This window comes from Helicobacter sp. MIT 01-3238 (assembly GCF_003364135.1).
In the GTDB taxonomy this organism is placed as follows: Bacteria; Campylobacterota; Campylobacteria; order Campylobacterales; family Helicobacteraceae; genus Helicobacter_B.
Genome location: NZ_NXLN01000013.1, coordinates 25,289 through 48,276 on the forward strand (window position 1 = coordinate 25,289; position 22,988 = coordinate 48,276).

The window sequence follows — 22,988 nt, forward strand, 5'->3', positions numbered from 1 at the left end:
GTGATAAAAGCCACATTGGAAATCATCAAAATCTAGCTTTTATTTTACTTTTGATAGCTTTTGCAATCTCTCTACAAGGGTTACTACCTGCGTGTATGGGGTTTGCCTTGCTGATAGATTTGTTTTGTTAATCGCATTTGCATTTTTAATAGCTGTGGCTAAATGTTTGCTTATAATGTCCTCAAAATCATAGTCCTTGCTGTAATGTGGCAAATTTTTCTTAAAACCTTTATGCTTTTGCACGGCTTGGCAGGGTTTGGCATTTGTGCTAAAATTTTGTGCCGTTTGGGTAAAGTGGAGCAGTATCCAAAACTCAAAACAAGGGTCTGAGACTATGACTTTAAATGTGGAGTTTTCTAGCTTTATATTTCGCGCTTTGATTAGTGCTTTATCAAAGTCGCTATGCGTGTCCCTATCAAATACGCAATAAATCTCATCGTATTCATTGGACTCTTTTGCTTTTTGCTCTGCGTAGCTTATGACTTGCAGTGGCGTAGAGTGTGGGCTAGGGAGTATCTCGATGCTTACGCTTATGAGATTTAGCGACTCTTTAAGGCATTGGAAATAATTTTTCTCTGTCTTTTGCCCCTCACAAACAATCAAAATAACTTTTTTAGGTTCTAAATTGCGCTGTGGTCGCTTGATAGTGGATTTTTTGTGTAAATCATCTGTTCCCATTATTTTAAGCCCTTAATGCTTTTTAGTCGTGGCAAAGCACCAAATCGCCCCAAAAGATAGGATTTTTCATAGTCGATATTTTCGCGCAGTCCTTTGAAATCGCTCATAGAATAGATTGTGGTGGCTTTGTTTTGCTTCTCGCAAAAATAGATTTGGTCTTTTCTAAAAATGTCTTTGTTTAGCACGGAGGTTTCGTGTGTAGTGAAAATAAGCTGGGCATTTTTGGTGTTGATTTTATCATTATGAAAAAGCTCTATGATAAATCTTGTCATTGCGGGGTGTAGGTGGTTGTGGAGCTCATCTATGATTAAGATTCTGCCATTTTTTAGGGTATTTAGCACAGGTCCTAAAAAAGTAAAAAACTTTTGTGTGCCTTCTGATTCTAGCTCTATGTCAAAGTCAATGGGGTTGCCTTGCTGATTTATATGTGTAGTTTGAACTTTAAATCGTGTGGTTTTGGCAAATTGCTTAAATTGCTCTCTCATTTCTTTTGGGATATTTGATGGCACTTCTGGCTCAAACTCTTGCTTTTCAATCTTTAGATTTTCAATATCTAAATCCACAGATTTTAGGTAGTCTATGAGTTCTTTTGGTTGCTTTTGAAAGGTGTCAATAGTGATATTAAAAGAATTTGCAAAATCTCCAGAATTTGTGCTAATGCCAAGCAATAAAAACCAATCAAAAATAGGCTTTAACTGCTCACTATTAAGCTGAATGGCGGTGGATAAAAAAAGTGCATTTTCTCGTGTGGATTTTTCCCATAGCTTTTTTTCACCTATGAGATTTCTATCCTCATAAGTGTATTCTTGTGTTTTTTCATCATAAGTGCGTAAAAACCATTGCTGAATCCTGCCGTTTGGATAGGCATAAAGCCACTCTTTGATAATCTGCTCTTGCGTGGTGCTAAAACCATATTTATATCGAATGCCTTGAGCTATAAAAGAAATCTCAAATTCCGTTGGATTGTCTTTATCTTGCCCGAGCAAAAAAGGAAGTATAGGGAGTTTTTCGCCCCTTTGGACAATCGCACTTTTAACTACAATCTCACTCATCACTGCAAAAGCCTTGATAAAATTAGACTTGCCTGCCGCATTTGCGCCATAAATCGCAGCACTTTTTAGTAGAGTCAAATTTTCGTTTTCAACTTTAAATGTGTTGTTTTGGTGCTGTTTTTGGCTACTTGCCACAAGGCTAAAAACTTGCTCGCCTTGAAATGAGCGAAAATTTTTTACCCTAAATTCAATTAACATTGTTTTTCCTAAATTAAACTTAAAGGCATATTATAATACATTTTAGATTAACTTTTTTACAAATTTTTGAAAAAATATGAATTAAAATGTATTTTATTAAAAAATAAGTAAAATTCACAATATCAGCGCGGTGGATTGCCACGCCGAGCCGTTGGCTCGTCTCGCAATGACGGCGAATGAGTTGCCACGATTTTGCTTCACAAAATCTCGCAATGACGGCACGGCGGATTACTAAAGAAACTTCGCTACGCTTGTTTTGCCACGAATCGCTTTGCGATTCTCGCAATGACGGCGATACATTTCCCCTAACTCGCCTTTACTCCCCCGATGAGTGCGAGGTTTAGCTCATTTAGCAACGCGCTAAATCGCTCCCCAAAGAGTGCCTTTGCTACAAAGATTCCGTTTGTATCGCCATAGGCGTCATTTAGCCCTTGAATGTCATCGTGCGCTAGGTAGGCGTTTGTGATGATATAGTCTTTTATGTGGGTTAGGAAATCTAGCTGCTCTGGGCTAAAGTCTATGCCCTTTTTGATTTGCCTACCTTTCCATAGCTCAAAGCGCGAGTTTGCCACGCCTCCAAAGTCGCGCAACTCTTTATCAAAGCCTAGCTCAAATCGCACGAGCTGGATAAGATTTGTGAGCTTTTGCGTGGTGGAGTCGCCCCTCAATGGCTTCACACACTCATTTTGCGCGGTGTTGCGCGTGAGTGCGTAGGCACTCCAAAGACTTGGGATAGTAAGCGCGGATAGTTGTAGCCTCTCGTGTAGCTCGGCTATGAGTGTGCGCGTAAGGCGCGAGGTGGCGTAGCTCTGCGTGTAGATGATATGCAAAGCCTCTATCTCATCTTTGTGCGTGTCGATAAAATCTTTAAAATCTTGAATGCGTTTAAGGGCTTGGTCTGCGCTTTTCTCACCGCTTATCACCTCATCTGGCGTTTGGGTATCGATGATAATCTCACTCCTAGCGCACATATCAAGCAAACTCTGGCGCAAAAGTGGCTCACAAAATGGGCGCAGTGCCAAATCTCTCGCACTCTCTATCTGTGCTTCACTTTTGCCCTCGCAAAAATCGCTATCTATGCTTAGCAAAAGTGCGTTTGCTAATCCGTGCAAGTCCTTGCCACCGCTATAAGCGCGGATATTTTCACTCTCTTTTGGCGTGGCGTTTAGCGCGAGTTTGGATAGGCGACTAGCTAGGCTTGATATAGTGTCCTCATCGTTTGCGCCCATTGCGACATTTTCTAGCAATTTTTTAAAGCTAATGCCCTTTTTGCGCTCTAAGGGCGCGGATATGGTTTTTAGGCTTTCAGTTACGCCCACCGCATCAATTACAAAAAAATGTCGTTTGGCACTCGCATTTGGCGTAAGTCTCTTTAAATCATCATCTAGTATCGTGCGAACCCCGCGCCCTAGCATTTGCTCGTAGTAGAGTTTGGACTTGACATCACGCATAAAGATAAGCACTTCTAGGGGCTTTATGTCCGTGCCTGTGGCTATCATATCCACCGTTACGGCTATGCGGAATTTGGGGTCGTTGCGAAAGGCAGAGATAAGCTCTTCTGGGCTTTGTTTGCTCACATTATAAGTGATTTTTTGGCAAAAATCATTATCAGCGTGGAAAACTTCACGCGCTATGCGGACAATCTCTTCGGCGTGGTTGTCATCTTTGGCAAAAATAAGGGTTTTGGGAATCCACGCTTTATCACGCACACGGTCGGGGAAAAGCTGTGTGAAAACGGATTTTTGATAGCACTCCAAAATCGTGCGGATTTGGTTTGGGTTTAGCACGATTCTATCTAAGTCGCTTTTTTGATAGGCTTTGTCCTCATCAAAACTTTGATAAATCTCCTTTCTGGTGCGTTTATCGCGCACAGGCACACTAAACCCACTCTCAATAAGCCCTCCCTCTTCACTTACGCGCGTTTTTATACGGAAAATCTCAAAGCCCACATTCACGCCATCCGCAATGGAACGCTCTAGCGCGTATTCGCTTACCATATTTTTGTGGAAAAATCCTAGCGTGTGTTTGCTAGGCGTGGCACTAAGCCCGATGATAAAGGCATCAAAATACTCTAGCACTTGACGCCACTCGCCATAAATGCTTCTGTGGCACTCATCTACGATGATAAAGTCAAAAAAGTCTATGGGGAAATTTGGATTATATTTTAGCTCTTTGGGGGCGGTGCTTTTCGCTGTCTCGCTATCAAAAGCGGAAAATTCCTCATTGTGCGAATCAAACTCTACTTCGCCTTTTAGTAGCGAATAAAGCCTTTGAATCGTGGTGATGACTAGCTTTGAATCCTTGTCGATATGGTTGCTTTGCAAATGCGTGGTAATGTAGATTTCGCTAAATTTGCGATTGTCATTTGGGAGGCGGAAATTATCAAACTCTTTTTTGCTCTGTCGCCCGAGATTGTTTCTATCGACTAGGAAAAGGACGCGTTTTGCGTTTGCGTGGGCTAAAAGGCGGTAGATGAAATTGCACGCGGTGAAAGTTTTGCCCGCACCTGTCGCCATTTGGATAAGGGCGCGGGGGTTGCCTTTGGCAAGGGAAGATTCAAGAGCGGTAATCGCCTCTACTTGACAAGGGCGCAAAGGCACGGTGTCTAGGTGCGTGGCGGGAAGTGTGGTAAGGTTTTGGCGTAAAGGCGTGGAGCGTAGTTTGTCAAACAATGCTTGTGGCGTGTGAAAGGCAAAAACGCGCCTAGCGCGAGGGCTTGGCTCACGCAAATCTGTGAAATCAATCTCACCGCCGTTGCTATTGTAAAGAAACGGCAGGGGATTTGCCCACGCTTTTAGATGAGGGGGTAGGTGCGTGGCGTAGTGTCTGCTTTGAGCGTGCGTGCCACTTAGGGATACGCCCTGTTTTTTCGCCTCGATGACGCCACAGGCTTTGCCCTCGATGAAAAGCAAGTAGTCCGCCTCGCTCCCATCGCTCATAGTAAATTCTCGCACAGCAACTCCTGAAATATCCTGCCCTTGCGCTTTGGCATAGCGATTAAACTCGCCTTTATCTTGCAGGACAAACCCGCAATCTCGCAACAATGTGTCAATATCTATCCGTGTCTTTGCTTCGTCTTTCATAATAATAACTTGCAGTTCAATCCCCGATTTGCCCTCTCATTTTGCCCGATTTGTCCCTCAATTTGCTCTGCGATTTACCTGCGATATGCTTACAATACACCTTTACCCCGCATTTCCCTCCTAAGTCATTTTAGTTTGCTAGATTCCCCCTCCCAAACATATCTCTTTAAGAGATTTTGCTAGATTTTGTTTGCAGAGCCTAGCACTTCCATTCGCTCCGCGATTACCGCGCTCATCGCTTCCATAGCAGGGGCAAAAAACTTGCGCAAGTCAAACTGCGTGGGGTCCTCATTTGCGACTTTGCGCACTTGTGCCATAAAGGCTATGCGCAAATCCGTGTCGGTATTTACTTTGTTTATCCCGCCTTTTACCGCTTCTTGCAAGAAGTCAAAAGGCACGCCCTTGCTGCCTTTGAGGTCGCCACCTGTGGCTAGGAAAGACTCACGCACATATTGTGGTATCGCGCTTGCGCCGTGAAGCACGAGGGGGATATTGGTGCGCTTTTTTACTTCTTGGAGGCGGGCAAAATCTAGCTTTGGCTCGCCTTTGAATTTAAACGCTCCGTGGCTAGTGCCTATGGCTGGGGCTAGGAAATCCACCTTGCTTTTGGCGACAAACTCCTCTGCCTCTGCGGGATTTACTAGCACGGCGTCCGCTTCACTCACAGAGATATTATCCTCGATGCCTTGCAGTCGCCCTAGCTCTGCCTCTACGCTCACGCCCTTGCTGTGGGCATACTCCACTACTTGCGTGGTGAGGGCTAGATTTTGGGCAAACTCGTGATGGGAGGCGTCTATCATCACAGAGGTAAATCCAGCGTCAATGGCTTTTTTGCAAGACTCAAAAGAAGTGCCGTGGTCAAGATGAAGTGCCACAGGGATATGGCTATATCGGCTTGACATCGTGCGCGCAATCCCCACCACCATATCAATACCGAGATATTTTATCGCGCCCTCGCTTGCTTGGATAATAAGCGGGGACTTTTTGCTATCAGCCGCGAGGAAAATCGCATTTAGCATTTCAAAATTGACAAAATTAAACGCGCCTACGCCATAGCCCTCTTTGTGTGCTTTTTGGAGGATTTCATTTCCTGTAACTAGCATTGTTGCTCCTTTTTGGTTTTGGTATTTGGCTTGTGTTTTGGATTTGGCTTATTTTTAGCTCATTTGGCTTGAAGCAAAATCCAAAGCATTAAAGCCAAAAATTTAAGTGTAGCCAAAATCTTTTAATACACAAAATTTGTAGTCATATAAGCGCGTAATCTTTTGGCTAGATACTTGCTTTGAGATAGAATCTTTGGGTTTGTTTTTTTTAAGGTTTTTAGGTGTTTGTTTTTGTAAATTTTGCACAACATTATCATTTTTATACTACAATTCACGCGCGATAAAATCTTTGGTGGATTTTAGGGTAATTATCCAAAAGCTAGATTTCATTATGGTTTTTCTAGTCATAGTTTTTGGGCTTTGGCTAGACTTCTTTAGAATTACTTCTCGGATTTCTATCTCTTGGATTCTACTCTCTTGGATTTTACTTGGTTTGCAAAGGTTTTGGCGCAAAATCTGTCATAAAGGATACAAAATGAAAACTTCCATTACTATCATCGGTGGCTCTATTGCAGGGCTTACCTCTGCACTTATTTTTGCTAGCGCAAAAAGCGCGGATAGGGATTTTGAGATAACTATCATTGATGAGGGCAAGGGCGATTTGAACGCTGCTGCGATTTATAATGCTCCTCTTTTTCCACTAGGCGCAAAAGCTCCCGAGATTTACTCACAGCTAAAATCTCAAATCGCCTCTATGCTTGAAGTGCGCTATATCACGGGCAAAGCTACTGCTGTGAGTGGGCAAAAAGGCGCGTTTATCACAAGTGGAGATGGGTTTGAAGCGCTGCAAAGTGAGTATGTCATATTTGCTACGGGAGCGAGTAGCTTTGAGATAGAGGGGTTTAGAGAATTTGTGCGTCCGCACACGCTTATCCCCCGCCCAAACAAAGTCCGCTTAGAGTGGAGCGGTAGACAGGAGCTAAAAGCAGGTGCGTATGTCGCTGGTATCGCTTCTGGGGTAACCTCTATGGTAACCACAGCTATGGGCTCTGCTAGCGAAGCTGCGTGTGCTATCATCAGTGATATAGCAGGCGAGGTAGCCTACCACCACGATACCCCCACTTCAAGGAAATAGCAAACGGGGTAGCAAAAAAATATTTGCTTGATTTTGGGCTTTGTGGAGTGGTGTTTGGGTTTTGGTAGATTTTGCGTCTGCCAAAACCATTGCTACGAGGTTTAGATACTTGCGTAGTGGCTTCATTACTTTTTATTACGCTTAACCTTTTTTATTGCTTCTTGTTCTTGCTTCTTTCTTGCTTCTTTCTTGTTTCTTGCACTTGAATGATTTTAAATGATTTTTGTTTCTTGCATTTTTCCACCAAACTTACTCGGCTTGCAACTTAACTCGCGTTTTTGTGTGTTTTTTATCATTTGTATTGTTAGGATTCTAGTGTGTTTTCTCATTTTGGCTAGAATTGCGTTTTTTATCTATGAGATTTGGCTTTTTGTAAGGAGAATTCCCGTGAGGACATTAGTTTTTATTTTGACGATAGGAGTGTTTATGAGTATAGCAGGTGCAAATCCAAAACAAAGTGCGTTACCTGATTTTAAGCAGATACGACTAGAAAATGGGCTAGAAGTAGTGGTAATCCCGCTTGATAACAAAAGTGGTGTAATACAGACAAATGTGTTTTACAAAGTGGGCTCTAGAGATGAAGTGATGGGCAAAAGTGGCATAGCACACATACTAGAGCACCTAAGCTTCAAATCCACCAAAAACCTAAAAGCAGGGCAGTTTGATGAGATAGTAAAGAGCTTTGGTGGGACAAACAACGCAGCGACAAGTTTTGACTACACGCAATACTACATAAAATCAAGCGCGGCAAATGTCGATAAATCGCTTGAGCTGTTTGCCGAGCTTATGCAAAATCTAAGTTTAAGTGAAAAGGAGTTTCAGCCCGAGCGACAAGTCGTAGCAGAGGAGCGCAGATGGCGGACTGATAACTCTCCTGTGGGCTATCTCTACTTCCGTTTTTTCAATACTGCGTTTTTGCACCATTCGTATCATTGGACACCTATTGGCTTTATGGGCGATATTTTGAGCTGGGATATAGATGATATACGCAATTTTTATCAGCAGTATTATCAGCCAAATAACGCCATAATCGTGGTAGCAGGCGATATAGAGCCAAATGTAGTATTTGAGAGCGCGAAAAAGCATTTTGGCAAAATCGCTAACAAAATCAAAATATCTCGCCCCAAAATCACAGAACCAGCCCAAGATGGCTACCGCGAAGTCATAGTCCGCAAAGAAAGCGAGATAGAGTGGCTACTTATGGGGTATAAAATCCCAAACTTTGAGGATAAAGACCAAGTAGCACTCTCTGCGCTAGCTGACATACTAAGCGGGGGTAAATCTGCCCTACTTGATGCCGAGCTAGTGGATAAAAAAAACATAGCTAGCGAGGTATCTGCTTCTGCTATGGCACTAAAAGATAGCGGGATTTTTTTGTTTATGGCGGCGGGTAATGCTGGTGTAGAAGCAAAGAAACTGCAAAAAGAGATTTTAACCATACTAGAGAAAGTAAAAAAAGGCAAAATCACGCAAAAAGAGCTAGACAAAGTCAAAGTAAATATGCGTGCTAGCTTTGTTTTTGGGCTAAATAAAGCTAGCTCGGTAGCAGGAATCTTTGGACGATATTTGGTGAAAGGCAACATAAAACCACTGCTTGAGTATGAAGAAAGTTTTTCTAAGCTGACTCTGGAAGACATAACCTCTGTGGCAAAAAAATACTTCAAAGAAGATGGACTAACTGTGGCGATACTCAAAAATCCATAGACAAAATCCGCATAAATTTTAGTAGTTTTTATTGTGGTTTAGGTAGATAATATCGCTAGCTAGCTTGTATGTGATAGCGTCATCGGACACTTCATCAAAAAGCCAAAAAAACTAAGCAAAAAGCTAGCGATGAGTTTGAGTGCTTAATACAACACCGTGTAAGTCTTTCGTGGTCCGTGCACGCCAAAGACGGTTTGTAGCTCTATATCTGCGGTGCGCGATGGTCCAGCTACAAGGATAATATTACTTGGCAAAATCTCGCTTCCACTGCGCTTCCTCTCATACTCTTTGGCAAATTTAATGCCCTCTAGCATATTTGGCGCGATATGATTTTTATCAAGCAAGTAAATGCAAATGTTTGTGATGAGCGAGCTTAGGCGCGGGGCGTTTTCATTGGAGCTAAGTGCTATCACGCCCAAATCCGCGATACCACAGCGAGCCTGCACGATACTAGCACTTATGCCAAAAAGCCTATCACGCATAGAGTCCACACTCTGTGTGTAGGGCAAAAGCGCGTAGGATTGCAAGTTTGCCTGCTTTAGTGCGTTTTGCACGGCTTCTAGCTCGCAGTCCAAATCACAATTACACAAAATCTCTTTGAGATTTTCGCCCGCACCATTTCCCGCGCTAGCACCGCCTGCGCCATTTCCCACACTGCCATTTCCCGCGTTGCCATTGCTAGCACTCACGCTGATTTCGCTATCATTTTCAGCTAGGATTTTAGCGATAGTGCTTGGCAAATCGCCCTTAGAAGATTCTATGATAAGCGATTTGTTGTTGGTGTGATTGAGCGTAAAATCTTGCAACAACGCCTCTTTGCCCTCTCCACTTAAATGCAGTGGCTGGCTAAAGCGCGGCTCGCCCTCTTTGATACTTGGGATATGAGAATTACAAGCGATAGATTCCCTCACTCGTGCCAAAATCTCTTCTTTTGGGCTTAAAATCCCTTGCGTATTTGCATTACTCATAAATCACTCCTTGCATTTTTTTTACCTTTTGGTGTAGTCCCCCGCTCACTTTTGGGAAAGCGCGGTATTTTACCCACTTACTTAGCAATGGCACAAAGCTAGCAAATGGCTTAGCAAGCGGTGCTAGATGGGTTAGGCTCATTACAAATCGCCATTTAGCTGGGCTTGTAGCGAGGTTTGCAAATCCCCTCATCGCGCTTTGCTCGATAGGATTTTGCGTATGCAGTTCAGAATCTAGAGCATTTGCACCGCTTGAAACACCGTTTGCACCACCTGCACCACTCGAAACGCCACCGCTTGAAGCACTACCACTTGAAGCACCACTTGCGCCATATTCGCCATTTGCTTTGACTATCTTTCTGCCCTGCCCCACGCGCTCACTTCGCAAATCGCGTATCAACTCCGCTAGGGGAATCTCCACAGGACACACCTCGCTACATCTCCCGCATAGCGAGCACAAATCAAGCATCGGCGAGCAAGAATTTAGCCCATAGATTTGTGGGGTAATCACCTCGCCTATGGGTCCGGGATATGTGCTTAGATACGCGTGTCCGCCGATTTTGTCATACACAGGGCAGTGATTTAGACAGCTCCCACAGCGGATACAGCTCATCGAGCGGTAGTAGTGGCTATCTTTTAGCATATTTGAGCGGTTGTTATCAAGTAGCACGATATGCACTTCTTTTGGTCCGTCTTTTTCGCCCTCTTTGCGTGGGGAAGTGATTATGTTGTTGTAGCAGGTGATGACGCTTCCCACCGCAGAGGGTGCGAGCATAGAGTCCAAAATCGCAGCATCTTCAAAGCTCTCCACCACCTTTTCGATTCCACAAATGGCGATATGCACATCAGGCGCGGTGGTGCTCATTCGCCCGTTACCCTCGTTTTCGATAAGCCATATCGCGCCCTCATTTGCTATGGCGAAATTTACCCCGCTCATTCCCATAGTGAAAGTTTGAAACTCCTTGCGCATATAGTTTCGCGCTATGGCGTTGAGCTTTTCGATTTCATTTTCTAGCGGGGCGTTTAGCTTAGCGTGAAATAGCTCGCCCACTTCGTAGCGGTTTTTGTGGATAGCTGGGACGACAATATGCACAGGCGGCTCGCCAAGAAGCTGTAAAATCACTTCTCCCAAATCCGTTTCAAACGCCTCTAAGCCCTTAGATTCTACGAAGTGGTTAAAGCCGATTTCCTCGCTTGCCATTGATTTGCCTTTTAGGACTTTTAGCGCACCTTTTTGCTTCATAATCCCATAAATAAGCTCATTTGCCTCTTTTGCGTCCCGAGCCCAATGCACTTTCATACCATTTTTTGTAGCGTTTTTCTCAAACTCTAAGAGATTTTTATCAAGTTTGCGCAGGTTTTTTTGCTTGAGCTCCTTGCCCTTAGCACGCAGTGATTCCCAATCAATAAACCTTGTGGTTACGAGTTTTTTGCGATTGCCCCGCAGAGTATCCATCGCACGCAATAGATTTTCTTGGAGTTGCTTATTGCTTAGTCCTTTTTCTATCGCGCTGTGGTATTTGCCTTTTAGCTCTTTGGTGCTTAGATTTGTGGTGCTACTCATTTTTGCCTCCCTAGTTGTGTTTTGTTGTTTTGGCTTTAGTGCCTTTCGCGCTTTGCAAACAAAAATGCACTCTAAATTCTAGATTGTTGCTCGCGCTTTTTTCACTACTTTTTGCATTGCCTTTTTTGCCTTTTTGCTTGTGCTTTGCATTGTGCGCTTTATTCTACTTTTGCGCACTTTTTAAGCGATTCCTATGCGCTGGGCTAGGAAATCATATAAGTGCATAGGCTTCACACTCACACCCTGCTTTGCCATAGCCCCTGCGATATTTAGCAGACAGCCCGCGTCCGCAGAGAGCAGATACTCGACATTTCGCGCTTGTATGTCCTCGACTTTGCGCGTAACCATAGCGTTGCTTACCTCTGGCTCTTTTACGCTAAATGTCCCGCCAAACCCACAGCACTCCTCCTCGCGCTCTAGTTCGATGAGATTGACATTTTTTAGCCCTTTTAGCAGTGTTTTGGCTGGCTCTATACACTTAGCCGTGCGCAGAGCGTGGCAGTTGCTATGCCAAGTTACATTTGTGCTAGCCCCTTTGTCCTCATAAGCCACGCCACGAGCAAGCAAGTATTCGCTTAGCTCATATACGCGCGAGCAAAATCTCTTTGCCCTCTCATAGTGCTCGCTCCCCTCAAAAAGCTCCAAATAATCCACCCTCATCATTCCTGCGCACGAGCCACTAGGCAAAATGATAGGAATCTCCTCATCGAAAAGCTCCATATTGTGCAGGGCGATTTTGCGCGTCTCATCATAGTAGCCAGAATTAAAGCTTGGCTGCCCGCAGCAAGTTTGGTCTTTTTTGAAAACCACTTGCGCACCTGCGTTTTGGAGGAGTTTGATAGCATTGAGACAAGTGCTAGAATACGCCGCCGCCCCGATACAAGTAGCGAAAAAATACACACGATTTGCTGAATTTTCTTTGTGAGGCATTTTCTCTCCTTTAAAGTTTTTTGCAAAAAACTCACAACATTCTTACTATTATGATGATTATGATACAAAAACTTTGTTACATACTTAGGCATTATTTCAAAAATATAGGCATAAATCTTTGTAGTCAAATCAGTTCTCTAAGGATAAATAGCATAGGCATAGAAGCATTAGCATAATGTTACTTTTTGTGTATTTTAAGAAAAAATATGGATTTTGTAGCGGTTGCATTAGTAAATATATGACTACAATAAAAGCAAAAGTGTAAGGAATCAAAATGCGAATCCTAACCGTAGCACTTATCCAAATGTGTCCTAAACCCTACGCTTTACAAGAAAATCTGCGTCTCGCGCTAAAACTCGCCAAAGATTCGCTTAAAAAAGGCGCGAATCTAGTGGTATTTCACGAGCTATTTGATAGTGGATATTGCGTTGCTCCGCACGACAGCGATTTCGCACTAGATTTTGCAAAGCCACAAAAACACGCAACTTTCAAAGCACTAAGCACATTTGCAAAAGAAAATGCAGTGCATATCGTGGCGTGTGGCATAGAAAAATCAAACAAAAAGCTATATGACACAGCCTATATCATCGCACCAAGCGGAAAATGCGTAGGCAAACACCGAAAAATCTATTTGTGGGGGAAAGAAAAATCGCGTTTTAGTAAGGGCAAAAAATACGAAGTTTTTAAGCTAAACTTTGGCAATTTCAGCGCGAAAGTGGGTTTGCAGATTTGCTATGAAATAGGTTTTGGCGTGGGGGCGAATATTTTGGCGTTGCAAGGCGCAGAGATTTTAATCTATCCTAGCGCGTTTGGAGCGGCAAGGGCGTATAATTGGGATTTGCTAAGTAGGGCGAGGGCGATAGAGAATAGTTGCTTTGTGTTAGCGTGTAATCATAGTGGAATTGAAAACGCAGAATCTAGTGCGTTAAATTCGTCTTTGGACACACCTTTCGCACTTGGAGGAAATTTTGGGGAACAACAGACCCAAAAGTCTAGTTTTATCCCCAAAATTTCCTCCAAATACAAAACTTCCACCGCAATCCGCAGGATTTGCGAGCGAAGCGAAGCAATCAATACTAGAATTTGTGATTCTAAAAATATAGATTCTGCAAAAGGTGCAGAATCTAGCACGCAATTCGCAGAATCTACTACTTTTTGTCATACTGAGCGTAGCGAAGTGTCTCAAAAAAATAACAGAGATTCTTCGCCTACGGCTCAGAATGACAATTTAATGAAACTAGCGGAATCTATCGAATTTGCAGGAGATTCGCGAATCATTTCGCCAAAAGGCACTATCATCAAAAAAGCCACAAAGCTAAATGAAGCCATAATCACGCAAATAAATTTAGATGAGATTTACTCACAACGCGAAGCGATTCCCTATCTAAAGGACTTTGACACCAAACTCACTAAAAGGAGTTTTGGCAAATCAACTTAAAAAGGAGTAACAAATGGCAAAAGAGATTTTAGTAGCTTATGGCGTGGATATTGACGCGGTGGCAGGGTGGCTAGGTAGCTATGGTGGCGAGGATTCGCCCGATGATATTTCGCGAGGACTTTTTGCGGGTGAGGTGGGAATCCCACGACTTTTGAAGCTATTTCAAAAATATAATTTACCTGCGACTTGGTTTGCACCGGGGCATTCTATCGAAACATTCCCCGAGCAGATGAAAATGATAGTCGATGCGGGGCACGAAATCGGTGCACACGGCTATTCGCACGAAAATCCTATCGCAATGAGCGCGAAGCAAGAAGAAGATGTCTTGCTAAAAAGCATTGAGCTAATCAAAGGGCTTACGGGCAAAGCACCCACAGGCTATGTCGCGCCGTGGTGGGAGTTCTCAAACATTACAAACGAGCTTTTGCTAAAGCACGGCATAAAGTATGACCACTCGCTTATGCACAATGATTTTACCCCATATTATGTGCGCGTGGGTGATAAGTGGAGTAAGATTGATTATAGTGGGGAGGCGAAAGATTGGATGAAGCCTTTGGTGCGCGGGGAGGAAACGGATTTGGTGGAAATCCCTGCGAATTGGTATTTGGACGATTTGCCACCGATGATGTTTATCAAAAAGTCGCCAAATAGCTTTGGCTTTGTAAGCCCCCGCGATATAGGGCAAATGTGGATTGACCAATTTGATTGGGTTTATAGGGAAATGGATTATGCGGTGTTTGGAATGACGATTCACCCTGATGTGAGCGGGCGTCCACAAGTGCTACTAATGCACGAGCGCATAATCGAGCATATCAACAAGCACGAAGGTGTGAAGTGGGTAACATTTAATCAAATCGCTGATGATTTTTTGAAACGATGTCCGCGTAAGTAATTTTATAAATCAGCTCAAATTCGTCTTGTGGGTAGATTAAAAAACGCAGAGTCTAGGTTTTTTACAAGGTGGATTGCCACGATTCTGCGTAAGCAGAATCTCGCAATAACGAATTAGATAAGGATAAAAATGTGTGTTTTGTGCGGTGAGTTGGTTAGCTCGTTTCATTGGAGTGATATTAGCTTTGGGAGCGATATGAATCTCGCGGGGCAAAAATCTAGTGTGAATGAAAACGCTTTTTCGCGCAAGAGAGCGCGACTAAAGCGCGTGAAATTGCTAAATGAGATTTTGCGCTTTTATGGGCTAAAAATCGATGATTGGCAGGGCAGTAAATTTGTGCTGTGCGATAAAAAGGGGCAGAGCGTGATTGTCAATGATTTGGGCGATTTGTGGGATAAGGCAAAGGATTTGGCAAAGAGGGAGATTGACGCGTTAGATGACAATCTACTTGCATTTTTGGGCGAATCTAATTTGAATCGCGAATCTACGCGCTTAAACTAAATGGCAAAGATTCCACTAACGCTTATCACAGGCTTTCTAGGCAGTGGCAAAACTAGCTTTTTGGGGCAGTATTTACGCGCAAACAACGACAAAGGCGTAGCTGTCATCATCAATGAAATCGGGCAAGTCGCCCTAGACCAGCGAGTGCTACGGTCAAGTGTGGATTATAGCGAGGAGCAAATGCTCTATCTAAACGCGGGGTGCGTGTGCTGCAATCGGCGTTTGGATTTAGTGGAATCATTAAGAAATGTGCTAAATGGCTATGATTCGCGTTGCGAAGTGCTAAATCGCGTCATCATCGAAACCACAGGGTTAGCAAATCCCGCGCCGATTTTATGGACGCTTTTGAGCGATACATTTTTGGGGGCGCATTTTGAGGCGTGTGACGTGATTGCTTGTATTGACGCGCTAAATGGATTTTTGCATCTTGAAAATGATGAAGCGCGGGAGCAAATCATCTTTGCCGATAGTATTTTACTGACAAAGACGGATTTGCAAAGCAATGAAAAGGCTTTGAATGCGTTAAGAGCGGAGATTTTGGGGCTAAATCCAAGTGTGGAGATTTTTGATAGGGCGAATGTGGATTTTGAAAATATATTCGCAGAATCTAATATGAAAAAAGGCGTAGATTCTACGAACGCGTGGCAAAAATCGCAGAATCTAGCGCAAAATCCCCCACGAAATCCTCATTTGCAAGGCTTTGACACGCTTAGCATTAGCTTTAGTGGGGCGATTGAGTGGAGCGCGTTTGGGATTTGGCTAAGTTTGTTGCTTCACAAATACGGCACGAAAGTCCTGCGCGTAAAGGGGATTATCGATATTGGCGAGGATTTTTTGGTAAGCATAAATGGCGCGATGCACATTATCCACCCGCCTACGCATATCAAAAAAGACACGCAAAGTGGCTCAAATCTCGTCTTTATCACACGCAACTTGCCAAAAGAAAAAATCATTGATTCGCTAAAAGGCTTTAAGTGCTTGCTTGGTATGAATGAGGTTTTGATAAATAGCTAAAAGTAGTAAAGAAGTATAAGAAGTAATGGTGGACCTTGTAGGACTTGAACCTACGACCAATCGGTTATGAGCCGAGTGCTCTGACCAGCTGAGCTAAAGGTCCTTTTCAAACCAAAATGCGAACAAAAAAGCAAACGAGTAAAATAACGCAAGAAAGTGCAAAGCGAGATTTTACCAAAAATTTACTACAAAATCCACAAAATCCCAAAAATCTCTTTTAATAAGCACTTCAAAATCTCACTTGCTAATCAAAAGCTGGTCAAAGTAAAATCCAAGCTAGCAAGCACTTCTATATCAAATAGCTATGCTTACTTTTTGTGATTTTATTAGGATTTTATGCCGAGCTATCTTTTATCGCCCCCCCCCCCCACTTTCTCTTGCGCACGAGCACTTTTAGTGGATTTTGGCTATTGGTGTAGCTAAAGCGAAATGCGAGCATATTTTCTAGTATCCCAAAAAGCACCATAAAGGTAATAAAGCTACTCCCTCCGTAGCTCATAAGTGGCAATGGTATCCCAACCACAGGGGCAAAGTCTATCGTCATACCAATATTTACAGATACATAAAAAAACAGTAGCATAGCCACTGCCGCAGCGGTGGTGCGCAAGCGATAGTCTTTTTCTCCCATAAAGCAAAAGGATAAAATATGCAAAATCATCACGCCATAAAGCCCGATAAGAAAAATCGCCCCCAAAAATCCCCACCGCTCCACAAAGTAGGCAAATATAAAATCACTCGTAGCTATGGGGAGGAACTTTAGCTGTGTTTGAGTGGATTCTTCTTTTTTCTTTCCTAGAATCCCACCTGAACCTATGGTGATGATTGATTGCTGGACGTGGTAGCTTGGCTTTTCGCTGATAAAGTCGTGGATTCTCTTTTTTTGGTAGTCTTTTAGCGAGCCATAGATAAAAGGCGAAGCCACAAGCACGGACATTATGAGCGTTATCCAAATGCGTGGATTTACCCCTATCAAAAACAGCGTGCCAAATCCCATAAATAGCACCACCAATGCCGTGCCCAAATCTGGCTGAAGCAAAATCAACACAAAAGGCAACAAAATATAAAAGCTCAAAATACAAAACTGCTTAATCCCATAGCCGTTTGGTGGAGGGGGATTGGTAGATATGTGAAGCCCTAGCAGGAGGATAATAGCGACTTTGACAGGCTCGCTAGGCTGAAGTGAAAATGCCCCGATAGTAAGCCACCTCTGCGCTCCTAGCTGCTTAGTCCCTGCCACAAGCACAAGGATAAGTAGCAAAATGCAAACCCAATAAAACACGATTATCATTTTGTTTGCCTGCCGAAATGGTAGAAAAAACACAAAACAAAACGCTGCTATGCCAAATAGCACATAGATAGTTTGGCGAATGTTTTGACTAGGGCTAACCTCGCTAATAAGGACATAAGAAATCACAATCAGCGGTAGCAACAAAAATGGCAACAAAAAATCAAAATGCGTGATAATGCGCTTATCTATCATCATTGCGGTGTCCTTAAACTTAGATTTTGGGTTTGGTGGTGTGTTTGGTGATTTTGTGCGAATTTGGTGTAGATTTCACTCATTTGGGCTACCTTTAGTTTGTGGATTTTTGTAGTTTGTGGGTTTTTGCGCTATTTGAACTTTATGCCGATAAAATCTGCCAAAATTTCAGCGTTTTGCACGATGAAGTGCTCTTGCTCTTGGCGAGATTCTTTTGCTAGTTTGGCTTGTGTGTCTTTAGCTTGTGTGTTGATATTTTGCTCTTTTTGTGATTCTGGCTCGTTTGGTGGGGTCGCTTTAGAATCGCTAGATTCTTTTGCTTCTTCATTTGCTTCTTTTACTTCATCATTTTGTGCTGGGAGTGTTTGTGGTGGAGTGTCTTTTGATTCGTTGAAATACTCCTTACTAAGTGCGTTAAATGGAGTAAGCACTGTGGGGGCAAACGCGGAGATTACAAATTCTGCTCCGTTTGTGCTACTTCCCTCTTTGGTGGGATTTGTGGTATCTTGTGCTTCATTTGTCGCCCCACTTACTCCACTGCTTGTGCTTATAGACTCTACTCCGTGCCAATCAAGCCTTTCATACGCTAGCAAAGCCCCACCTGCTAGCAAAATCTCTGTCATATTTTTTTGCAAAAACTCGCTTAGATTTTTGCTTTTTAGTAGTTTTTGCACTGCTTCTGCCGCAAACTCTGTGCTAGAAATATCCCCTCTATAAATGCTTTTTTGCTCCAAAATCTCAAAATCCTCATTTGCCTCTTTTGTCCCAAAAAGCCCTCCTAGATTTTTAGATGGGCTAGCAAAAAGCCCGTTTTTGCTACCAAACTCAACCAACTCACAAGCCCTCTTAAAGTCCTCTCCACCCACGCCAAATCCCTCTCCACAATGCTCCCACAACGCCACAGAACCAATAAGTGAAAAATAGATTCTGCGTAGTAGCTCATTTGTGCCTATGGTGTGAGCATTTAGCTCTAGTAGGCTTACCTCAAATAGTGTGGCTTTTTGTAGTGGCAGAGAAGTCTTTAGCGCGAAAATTATCTTGCTTGCTTGATAGAGTGCGTAGATTTTTTGCGCTTTTTCGTCCAAAAATGGCAATCGTCTTTTGCCACTGCTTATCTTGCCATAGACTGCTTCAAAGTCGCGCTCCTCTATTTGTGTTCCACCTCGCCTTGCTGTGTTTAGCGCAGCTTCATTGACAAGGGTAGCAAGCATAGCACCGCTAAAACTTGAGGTCTTTTTTGCGATTTGGACGGGGTCTATGTGGGATTTTTTGGATTTTAGATACATTTTTAGGATTTCGGTTCGCTCTGCAAAATTTGGCAACTCAATAAACACCTTTCTATCAAATCTACCACTTCTAAGCAAGGCAGAATCAAGTGCTTCAATATGGTTTGTCGCACCAAGCACGATGACGCCGCTACTTTCAGAGAATCCATCCATTTCTACAAGTAGCTGATTTAGGGTGGATTCTCGTTCAGAGTTGTGAGAATCGCTTGTGCGCTTTTTGCCAATGGCATCTATCTCATCGATAAACACTATGCAGGGTGCACTAGCTTTTGCCGCGCTAAATAGCTCACGCACGCGCTTTGCACCCACGCCTACATACATTTCTACAAAGCTCGCCCCACTTTGATAAAAAAACGGCACGCCAGATTCTCCTGCTAGGGCTTTTGCGATGAGGGTTTTGCCCACCCCCGGTGCGCCAGAGAGAAGCACGCCTTTTGGGAGGCTTATGCCTAGTGCGCTGTATTTGGCAGGGTGTTTTAGAAAGTCCAAAATCTCTAATAGCTCCTCTTTTGCTTCGCTAATTCCCGCCACATCGCTAAACTTGATATGCGAGTGCAGTGGCTCTATCAAATCCCCAGAAGAGCTAGAATCACTAAAACTTTTTGAGCTAAAGCTATTTGAAAATCTGTTATTGCCTGCATTATTTGCACTGCTAGGTTTTGCAAGTCTAGAATCGCTATCGTGCAAAATCCCTCCCTTTGGGGTTTTCATATTTTTCTTGTCATAATGGTTGTGGCGATTTCCACCAATCTCCCCAAAAAAGCCACCAAATGTCCCTCCAAGCAAGCTACCAAACACACTTCGCCCAAAAATAATAAAGCTAACCACAAATACAAACACAAAAATCACACCCAAAACAATCCAAGAAAGCACCTTGCCTTGCCCTTTTTGCAAAGCAATAGTTGTAAGCACTTGAGGCTGTATCTGCATAAGAAGTGTTTTGTATAGCCCACTATTTGTTTTGCCATAGAGATAGTCATCTTCTACCCATAGCTTTTCAAACTGATTTTGCTGCATAGCCCCCTCAAATGCGTTTGCTGATAGCGTCTCTGCATTATCACGCAAACTCAAAATCAGTACAAAAATAAGCGCGAAAAATATCGCGACCACAGCGATATAAAATCGTTTAGATAATGGCATAGTTATGCTCCTCTTTTATCTCATAATCACTGATTGCTAGCCATTGTGATTGTGATGAGTTTTTTAGTGGTGTGTGGGATTGTATAATGATTTTGTTAAAAAACTCATCAAGCCCATAGTAATGTCCTCCTAGCTGTTTTTCTATGAGAATCTTTAGGGAGGCGTTTTTGGCTTTTTTTGATTCCCTGAAAGTGCGGTTTTTGGCTTTTATGGCGGATTGTAGCTCGTGTAGGCGGGGTTTGGCGGCATCGCCACGGGTAAGTGGGTATTTGGCTTGCTTGATGAGATTGGCAGAGTGTGTCCCATCGCGCAGTGAGTAGATAAATGGGTGTATATGCGTAAGTGGCAGGCTTTTGGCGTTTGCTAGGGCTTCTTGCCATATCGCTTCACTCTCGCCCGGGTGAGCTACTATGAAATCCGTGCCGATAGCATATCCTAAAGAAGCGATTTTTTCTAGCAGTCGCACATCTGCTTCAAAGCGATTTACACGATTCATAATGCTTAGCATTTCATCGTGGGTGTGCTGCAAGGCAATGTGTAAATGCCTACAAAACTTCTCTTCGCTCAAAAGCTCCAAAAACTCATCATCTATTTGGCTAGGCTCTAGAGAGCCGATACGCACGCGCTTTAGCCCATCTAGCTTAAAAAGCACCTTTAGCAGTGTGGAAATATTTGTGCCTTTATCTTTGCCATAGCTACCTACATTTGTCCCTGTAAGCACCACTTCGCTTATGCCAGAATCAATTAGCCCCTGCACTTGGGAGCGCACACTATCTATCTCATAGCTCCTAGCTGTCCCGCGCACAAGCGGTATCACACAATAGCTACACGCAAAATCACAGCCCTCTTGGATTTTGATAAACGCGCGAGATTTGCCCACAAACTCGGCTATCATCGTAGAATCCAAATGCTTTTTGTCTAGCTCATCGGCATAAAAAACTTCCTTTTCTTGGCTAAGCTGTTTTAGCGCGCTGTTGATATGCTCTTTGTGGCTATGCCCCAAAATCCCGCTTACTAGGTTTTGGCTAAAGAGTGCTTTGCCCTGCGTGCCTACACCACAGCCAGCGAAGAGAATCTTTTTGCCTTGAGATTGGATTTTGCGGACATAGCTTCGCACGCCACTATCCGCACCATTTGTTACTGTGCAGGAGTTTACAACGACAATGCTAGCCTCACTCTCTTCCAAAGTCGCTTCAAAGTCGTGCAGATTTTGCCTCATCACTTGAGTGTCATATAGGTTTGTCCTGCAACCAAAGGTTTTGAAATACACCTTTGGGCGAGAATCTTGCTTGTGCGAATCTTGTTTGCAAAAATCTCGGCTTTGGGAATTTTGCGGGCTAGAATCTATAAAATCCATTATTCACCTTTCGTGTCTTTATGTCTTGCTCTCTTGCTACTTTTTCTTAGATTTGCTTTTGCTAGCTTTGGTTTTTTTGGTTTTGGCGTTTTTGGTTTTTTGTGTTTTTGCTTTGGTTTCTTTTTTGGATTTTTTGGGGGGCTTGCTTTGGCTTTTTTGCTTTTTGCTTGGTTTTTGGGCTTTTTGGACTTTTTGTGCGCTAGCGAGAGTAGTGCCTTTGCCTTTTAGGTTCTTTTTGGTTTTTTCATCAAGTTGCCCTTGATTATACTTGCCACTTGTCCTTGCTTTTGTGTCGCCACTTAGCCTTTTTTTTGTGTTTTTATCCATTGTCAAATCACTATACTTATCCGCAGTCTTGGCATTTGCTTTTTTTAGATTCTTTTTGGTTTTTTTATCCATTGTCAAGTCGTTGTATTTCCCTGAAGTTTTGGCGCGATTATCCCCTGCTAGATGAGTTTTGTCCGCAGTGGTTAAGTCAGTATATTTCCCTGAAGTCTTTGCTTTTATATTTTTTAGCTTTTTCTTTGTGTCTTTATCCATTGTTAAGTCGTTGTATTTATCGCTAGTTTTGGCGCGATTATCCCCACCTAAATGTGTTTTGTCAGCTACGCCTAAATCATCATATTTGCTAGCCATTTTAGCGTTATTATCCCCACGCACATTTTGTTTGTAGCTTTTATCTAGTGCGAAGTCGCCGTATTTATCATTTACTTTTGCCTTTGTGTCGCCACCTAGATTTTGCTTGGTGGATTTATCCATTGTTAAGTCGTTGTATTTATCGCTAGTTTTGGCGCGATTATCCCCACCTAAATGTGTTTTGTCAGCTACGCCTAAATCATCATATTTGCTAGCCATTTTAGCGTTATTATCCCCACGCACATTTTGTTTGTAGCTTTTATCTAGTGCGAAGTCGCCGTATTTATCATTTACTTTTGCCTTTGTGTCGCCACCTAGATTTTGCTTGGTGTCTTTGTCCATTGTTAAGTCGTTGTATTTCCCTGAAGTCTTTGCTTTTGTATCCCCTATATTTTTATCTTTTTTAGCAGCACCGCTTTTGCACATTTTTTGGTCGTAGTTGAACTTGCCTTTTGAGCCTTTTGAGAAAGTAATCTTTTTGCTTTCATACTCAATAGTGATTTTCTCAAGTATGTCGCAATAATCGGCTTTTGGATACTTCTCTATAAGCGCGGTTTTGAACTCTTGATAGTCCATATCTATCGCAGTGTTTGATTTGGCAAATGTCGTAATAAGCCCAAATTCATACATACTCTTAATCCTCTAGTCCTCTACCGCTTAAGCTATTTCTCATTTACTTCTTGTTTTGTTGTTTTGGGAGCTATGGGGCGTAGATTTTGTCGTTTTTAGTGTCATATAGGTTTGTCTTGTGCGCAAAAGTTTTAAAATGCGCCGTTAGGAAAAAGTGTGGATAAAAATCTAGCAAATCATTTTTGGCTTCATAGATACCACACTGCGAACTTTTAAGAGAACCCCTAAAATCCATTATATGCCTTTGTCCGTGCTACTT

General features: G+C 42.9%; 21 protein-coding genes and 1 tRNA gene. 7 read left to right on the forward strand and 15 right to left on the reverse strand.

Annotated elements, in window-relative coordinates; all coding sequences use genetic code 11:
* Window positions 1-39: 39 nt before the first annotated feature.
* Together CQA40_RS05725 and CQA40_RS05730 are read right to left on the reverse strand one after the other, a co-directional pair.
* Complete coding sequence (locus CQA40_RS05725) at window positions 40-678, reverse strand: RloB family protein (RefSeq protein ID WP_115519956.1); 639 nt, start codon at window positions 676-678, stop codon at window positions 40-42.
* Window positions 678-1,928, reverse strand: coding sequence for an ATP/GTP-binding protein (locus CQA40_RS05730; protein ID WP_115519957.1), 1,251 nt, complete (start codon window positions 1,926-1,928; stop codon window positions 678-680). Before CQA40_RS05730 ends, CQA40_RS05725 begins: the two co-directional genes overlap by 1 nt.
* Before the next feature lie 176 nt (window positions 1,929-2,104).
* Here CQA40_RS05730 and CQA40_RS11115 point away from each other — a divergent pair, with 176 nt between their 5' ends.
* Window positions 2,105-2,272, forward strand: a complete 168-nt coding sequence (locus CQA40_RS11115; RefSeq protein ID WP_181882850.1) for a hypothetical protein — start codon at window positions 2,105-2,107, stop codon at window positions 2,270-2,272.
* On the opposite strand, the gene CQA40_RS05735 is transcribed toward CQA40_RS11115, so the two are convergent.
* The 3 genes from CQA40_RS05735 to CQA40_RS05745 all read right to left on the reverse strand — a co-directional run bounded on the left by CQA40_RS05735 (window position 2,234) and on the right by CQA40_RS05745 (window position 6,567).
* Window positions 2,234-5,011 carry a DEAD/DEAH box helicase family protein gene (locus CQA40_RS05735; protein WP_115519958.1) on the reverse strand — a complete coding sequence of 926 codons (2,778 nt, stop codon included), beginning with the start codon at window positions 5,009-5,011 and terminating at the stop codon, window positions 2,234-2,236. The genes CQA40_RS11115 and CQA40_RS05735 overlap by 39 nt on opposite strands.
* A 179-nt stretch (window positions 5,012-5,190) precedes the next feature.
* Window positions 5,191-6,114: a class II fructose-bisphosphate aldolase gene (locus CQA40_RS05740; RefSeq protein ID WP_115519959.1), complete on the reverse strand. Its 924-nt coding sequence runs from the start codon at window positions 6,112-6,114 to the stop codon at window positions 5,191-5,193.
* 264 nt (window positions 6,115-6,378) lie between these two features.
* Window positions 6,379-6,567: a hypothetical protein gene (locus CQA40_RS05745; protein WP_115519960.1), complete on the reverse strand. Its 189-nt coding sequence runs from the start codon at window positions 6,565-6,567 to the stop codon at window positions 6,379-6,381.
* A 22-nt stretch (window positions 6,568-6,589) separates the two neighbouring features.
* On the opposite strand from CQA40_RS05745, the gene CQA40_RS05750 reads away from it, so the two are divergent.
* Window positions 6,590-7,189, forward strand: coding sequence for an FAD-dependent oxidoreductase (locus CQA40_RS05750; RefSeq protein WP_115519961.1), 600 nt, complete (start codon window positions 6,590-6,592; stop codon window positions 7,187-7,189).
* Here the strand turns inward: CQA40_RS05750 and CQA40_RS11120 are convergent.
* Window positions 7,178-7,315: a hypothetical protein gene (locus tag CQA40_RS11120; RefSeq protein ID WP_181882851.1), complete on the reverse strand. Its 138-nt coding sequence runs from the start codon at window positions 7,313-7,315 to the stop codon at window positions 7,178-7,180. The genes CQA40_RS05750 and CQA40_RS11120 overlap by 12 nt on opposite strands.
* Window positions 7,316-7,615: 300 nt before the next feature.
* Between CQA40_RS11120 and CQA40_RS05755 the strand changes: the two genes are divergently transcribed.
* Window positions 7,616-8,893: a pitrilysin family protein gene (locus tag CQA40_RS05755; RefSeq protein ID WP_115519962.1), complete on the forward strand. Its 1,278-nt coding sequence runs from the start codon at window positions 7,616-7,618 to the stop codon at window positions 8,891-8,893.
* Window positions 8,894-9,036: 143 nt separating this feature from the next.
* On the opposite strand, the gene CQA40_RS05760 is transcribed toward CQA40_RS05755, so the two are convergent.
* The 3 genes from CQA40_RS05760 to CQA40_RS05770 form a co-directional block, all read right to left on the reverse strand.
* A complete protein-coding gene (locus tag CQA40_RS05760) occupies window positions 9,037-9,861 on the reverse strand; it encodes an LUD domain-containing protein (protein ID WP_115519963.1) in 825 nt (274 codons plus the stop codon).
* Entirely contained in the window at window positions 9,854-11,425 is a 1,572-nt protein-coding gene (locus tag CQA40_RS05765) for a LutB/LldF family L-lactate oxidation iron-sulfur protein (RefSeq protein WP_115519964.1), read from the reverse strand. Before CQA40_RS05765 ends, CQA40_RS05760 begins: the two co-directional genes overlap by 8 nt.
* 180 nt (window positions 11,426-11,605) lie before the next feature.
* Window positions 11,606-12,355, reverse strand: coding sequence for a (Fe-S)-binding protein (locus CQA40_RS05770; protein WP_115519965.1), 750 nt, complete (start codon window positions 12,353-12,355; stop codon window positions 11,606-11,608).
* Between the two features lie 274 nt (window positions 12,356-12,629).
* On the opposite strand from CQA40_RS05770, the gene CQA40_RS11850 reads away from it, so the two are divergent.
* From CQA40_RS11850 to CQA40_RS05790, 4 genes are all read left to right on the forward strand, one after another.
* Window positions 12,630-13,793: a carbon-nitrogen hydrolase family protein gene (locus CQA40_RS11850; RefSeq protein ID WP_408941415.1), complete on the forward strand. Its 1,164-nt coding sequence runs from the start codon at window positions 12,630-12,632 to the stop codon at window positions 13,791-13,793.
* A gap of 13 nt (window positions 13,794-13,806) precedes the next feature.
* The gene (locus CQA40_RS05780; RefSeq protein ID WP_115519966.1) at window positions 13,807-14,685 is read left to right on the forward strand and encodes a polysaccharide deacetylase; all 879 of its coding nucleotides are present in this window, start codon (window positions 13,807-13,809) and stop codon (window positions 14,683-14,685) included.
* 129 nt (window positions 14,686-14,814) lie between these two features.
* Window positions 14,815-15,186 carry a hypothetical protein gene (locus tag CQA40_RS05785; protein ID WP_115519967.1) on the forward strand — a complete coding sequence of 124 codons (372 nt, stop codon included), beginning with the start codon at window positions 14,815-14,817 and terminating at the stop codon, window positions 15,184-15,186.
* On the forward strand, window positions 15,187-16,200 hold the full coding sequence (locus CQA40_RS05790) for a GTP-binding protein (protein ID WP_115519968.1): 1,014 nt from the start codon (window positions 15,187-15,189) through the stop codon (window positions 16,198-16,200).
* A 26-nt stretch (window positions 16,201-16,226) separates the two neighbouring features.
* Here the strand turns inward: CQA40_RS05790 and CQA40_RS05795 are convergent.
* The 6 genes from CQA40_RS05795 to CQA40_RS11125 all read right to left on the reverse strand — a co-directional run bounded on the left by CQA40_RS05795 (window position 16,227) and on the right by CQA40_RS11125 (window position 22,964).
* Window positions 16,227-16,303, reverse strand: a tRNA-Ile gene (locus CQA40_RS05795).
* A 231-nt stretch (window positions 16,304-16,534) separates the two neighbouring features.
* Complete coding sequence (locus CQA40_RS05800) at window positions 16,535-17,683, reverse strand: FtsW/RodA/SpoVE family cell cycle protein (RefSeq protein ID WP_258864478.1); 1,149 nt, start codon at window positions 17,681-17,683, stop codon at window positions 16,535-16,537.
* A gap of 128 nt (window positions 17,684-17,811) precedes the next feature.
* Complete coding sequence (locus CQA40_RS05805; protein ID WP_258864479.1) at window positions 17,812-20,106, reverse strand: AAA family ATPase; 2,295 nt, start codon at window positions 20,104-20,106, stop codon at window positions 17,812-17,814.
* Window positions 20,093-21,463, reverse strand: a complete 1,371-nt coding sequence (gene mtaB, locus CQA40_RS05810; RefSeq protein ID WP_115519969.1) for a tRNA (N(6)-L-threonylcarbamoyladenosine(37)-C(2))-methylthiotransferase MtaB — start codon at window positions 21,461-21,463, stop codon at window positions 20,093-20,095. Before mtaB ends, CQA40_RS05805 begins: the two co-directional genes overlap by 14 nt.
* Before the next feature lie 36 nt (window positions 21,464-21,499).
* Window positions 21,500-22,729 carry a hypothetical protein gene (locus CQA40_RS05815; RefSeq protein ID WP_115519970.1) on the reverse strand — a complete coding sequence of 410 codons (1,230 nt, stop codon included), beginning with the start codon at window positions 22,727-22,729 and terminating at the stop codon, window positions 21,500-21,502.
* Window positions 22,730-22,799: 70 nt separating this feature from the next.
* A complete protein-coding gene (locus CQA40_RS11125) occupies window positions 22,800-22,964 on the reverse strand; it encodes a hypothetical protein (RefSeq protein WP_181882852.1) in 165 nt (54 codons plus the stop codon).
* Window positions 22,965-22,988 lie beyond the last annotated feature (24 nt).

Bases quoted from the DNA above. Each gene is read 5' to 3' on its own strand.
- CQA40_RS05725 (WP_115519956.1), bottom strand. From the start codon at position 678: ATGGGAACAGATGATTTACACAAAAAATCCACTATCAAGCGACCACAG.
- CQA40_RS11125 (WP_181882852.1), bottom strand. From the start codon at position 22,964: ATGGATTTTAGGGGTTCTCTTAAAAGTTCGCAGTGTGGTATCTATGAA.
- CQA40_RS05780 (WP_115519966.1), top strand. From the start codon at position 13,807: ATGGCAAAAGAGATTTTAGTAGCTTATGGCGTGGATATTGACGCGGTG.
- CQA40_RS05765 (WP_115519964.1), bottom strand. From the start codon at position 11,425: ATGAGTAGCACCACAAATCTAAGCACCAAAGAGCTAAAAGGCAAATAC.
- CQA40_RS05805 (WP_258864479.1), bottom strand. From the start codon at position 20,106: ATGCCATTATCTAAACGATTTTATATCGCTGTGGTCGCGATATTTTTC.
- CQA40_RS05750 (WP_115519961.1), top strand. From the start codon at position 6,590: ATGAAAACTTCCATTACTATCATCGGTGGCTCTATTGCAGGGCTTACC.
- CQA40_RS05760 (WP_115519963.1), bottom strand. From the start codon at position 9,861: ATGAGTAATGCAAATACGCAAGGGATTTTAAGCCCAAAAGAAGAGATT.
- CQA40_RS05770 (WP_115519965.1), bottom strand. From the start codon at position 12,355: ATGCCTCACAAAGAAAATTCAGCAAATCGTGTGTATTTTTTCGCTACT.
- CQA40_RS05815 (WP_115519970.1), bottom strand. From the start codon at position 22,729: ATGTATGAATTTGGGCTTATTACGACATTTGCCAAATCAAACACTGCG.
- CQA40_RS05735 (WP_115519958.1), bottom strand. From the start codon at position 5,011: ATGAAAGACGAAGCAAAGACACGGATAGATATTGACACATTGTTGCGA.
- CQA40_RS05730 (WP_115519957.1), bottom strand. From the start codon at position 1,928: ATGTTAATTGAATTTAGGGTAAAAAATTTTCGCTCATTTCAAGGCGAG.
- CQA40_RS05790 (WP_115519968.1), top strand. From the start codon at position 15,187: ATGGCAAAGATTCCACTAACGCTTATCACAGGCTTTCTAGGCAGTGGC.
- CQA40_RS11120 (WP_181882851.1), bottom strand. From the start codon at position 7,315: ATGAAGCCACTACGCAAGTATCTAAACCTCGTAGCAATGGTTTTGGCA.
- CQA40_RS11850 (WP_408941415.1), top strand. From the start codon at position 12,630: ATGCGAATCCTAACCGTAGCACTTATCCAAATGTGTCCTAAACCCTAC.
- mtaB (WP_115519969.1), bottom strand. From the start codon at position 21,463: ATGGATTTTATAGATTCTAGCCCGCAAAATTCCCAAAGCCGAGATTTT.
- CQA40_RS05785 (WP_115519967.1), top strand. From the start codon at position 14,815: ATGTGTGTTTTGTGCGGTGAGTTGGTTAGCTCGTTTCATTGGAGTGAT.
- CQA40_RS05800 (WP_258864478.1), bottom strand. From the start codon at position 17,683: ATGATGATAGATAAGCGCATTATCACGCATTTTGATTTTTTGTTGCCA.
- CQA40_RS05755 (WP_115519962.1), top strand. From the start codon at position 7,616: ATGAGTATAGCAGGTGCAAATCCAAAACAAAGTGCGTTACCTGATTTT.
- CQA40_RS05740 (WP_115519959.1), bottom strand. From the start codon at position 6,114: ATGCTAGTTACAGGAAATGAAATCCTCCAAAAAGCACACAAAGAGGGC.
- CQA40_RS11115 (WP_181882850.1), top strand. From the start codon at position 2,105: ATGAGTTGCCACGATTTTGCTTCACAAAATCTCGCAATGACGGCACGG.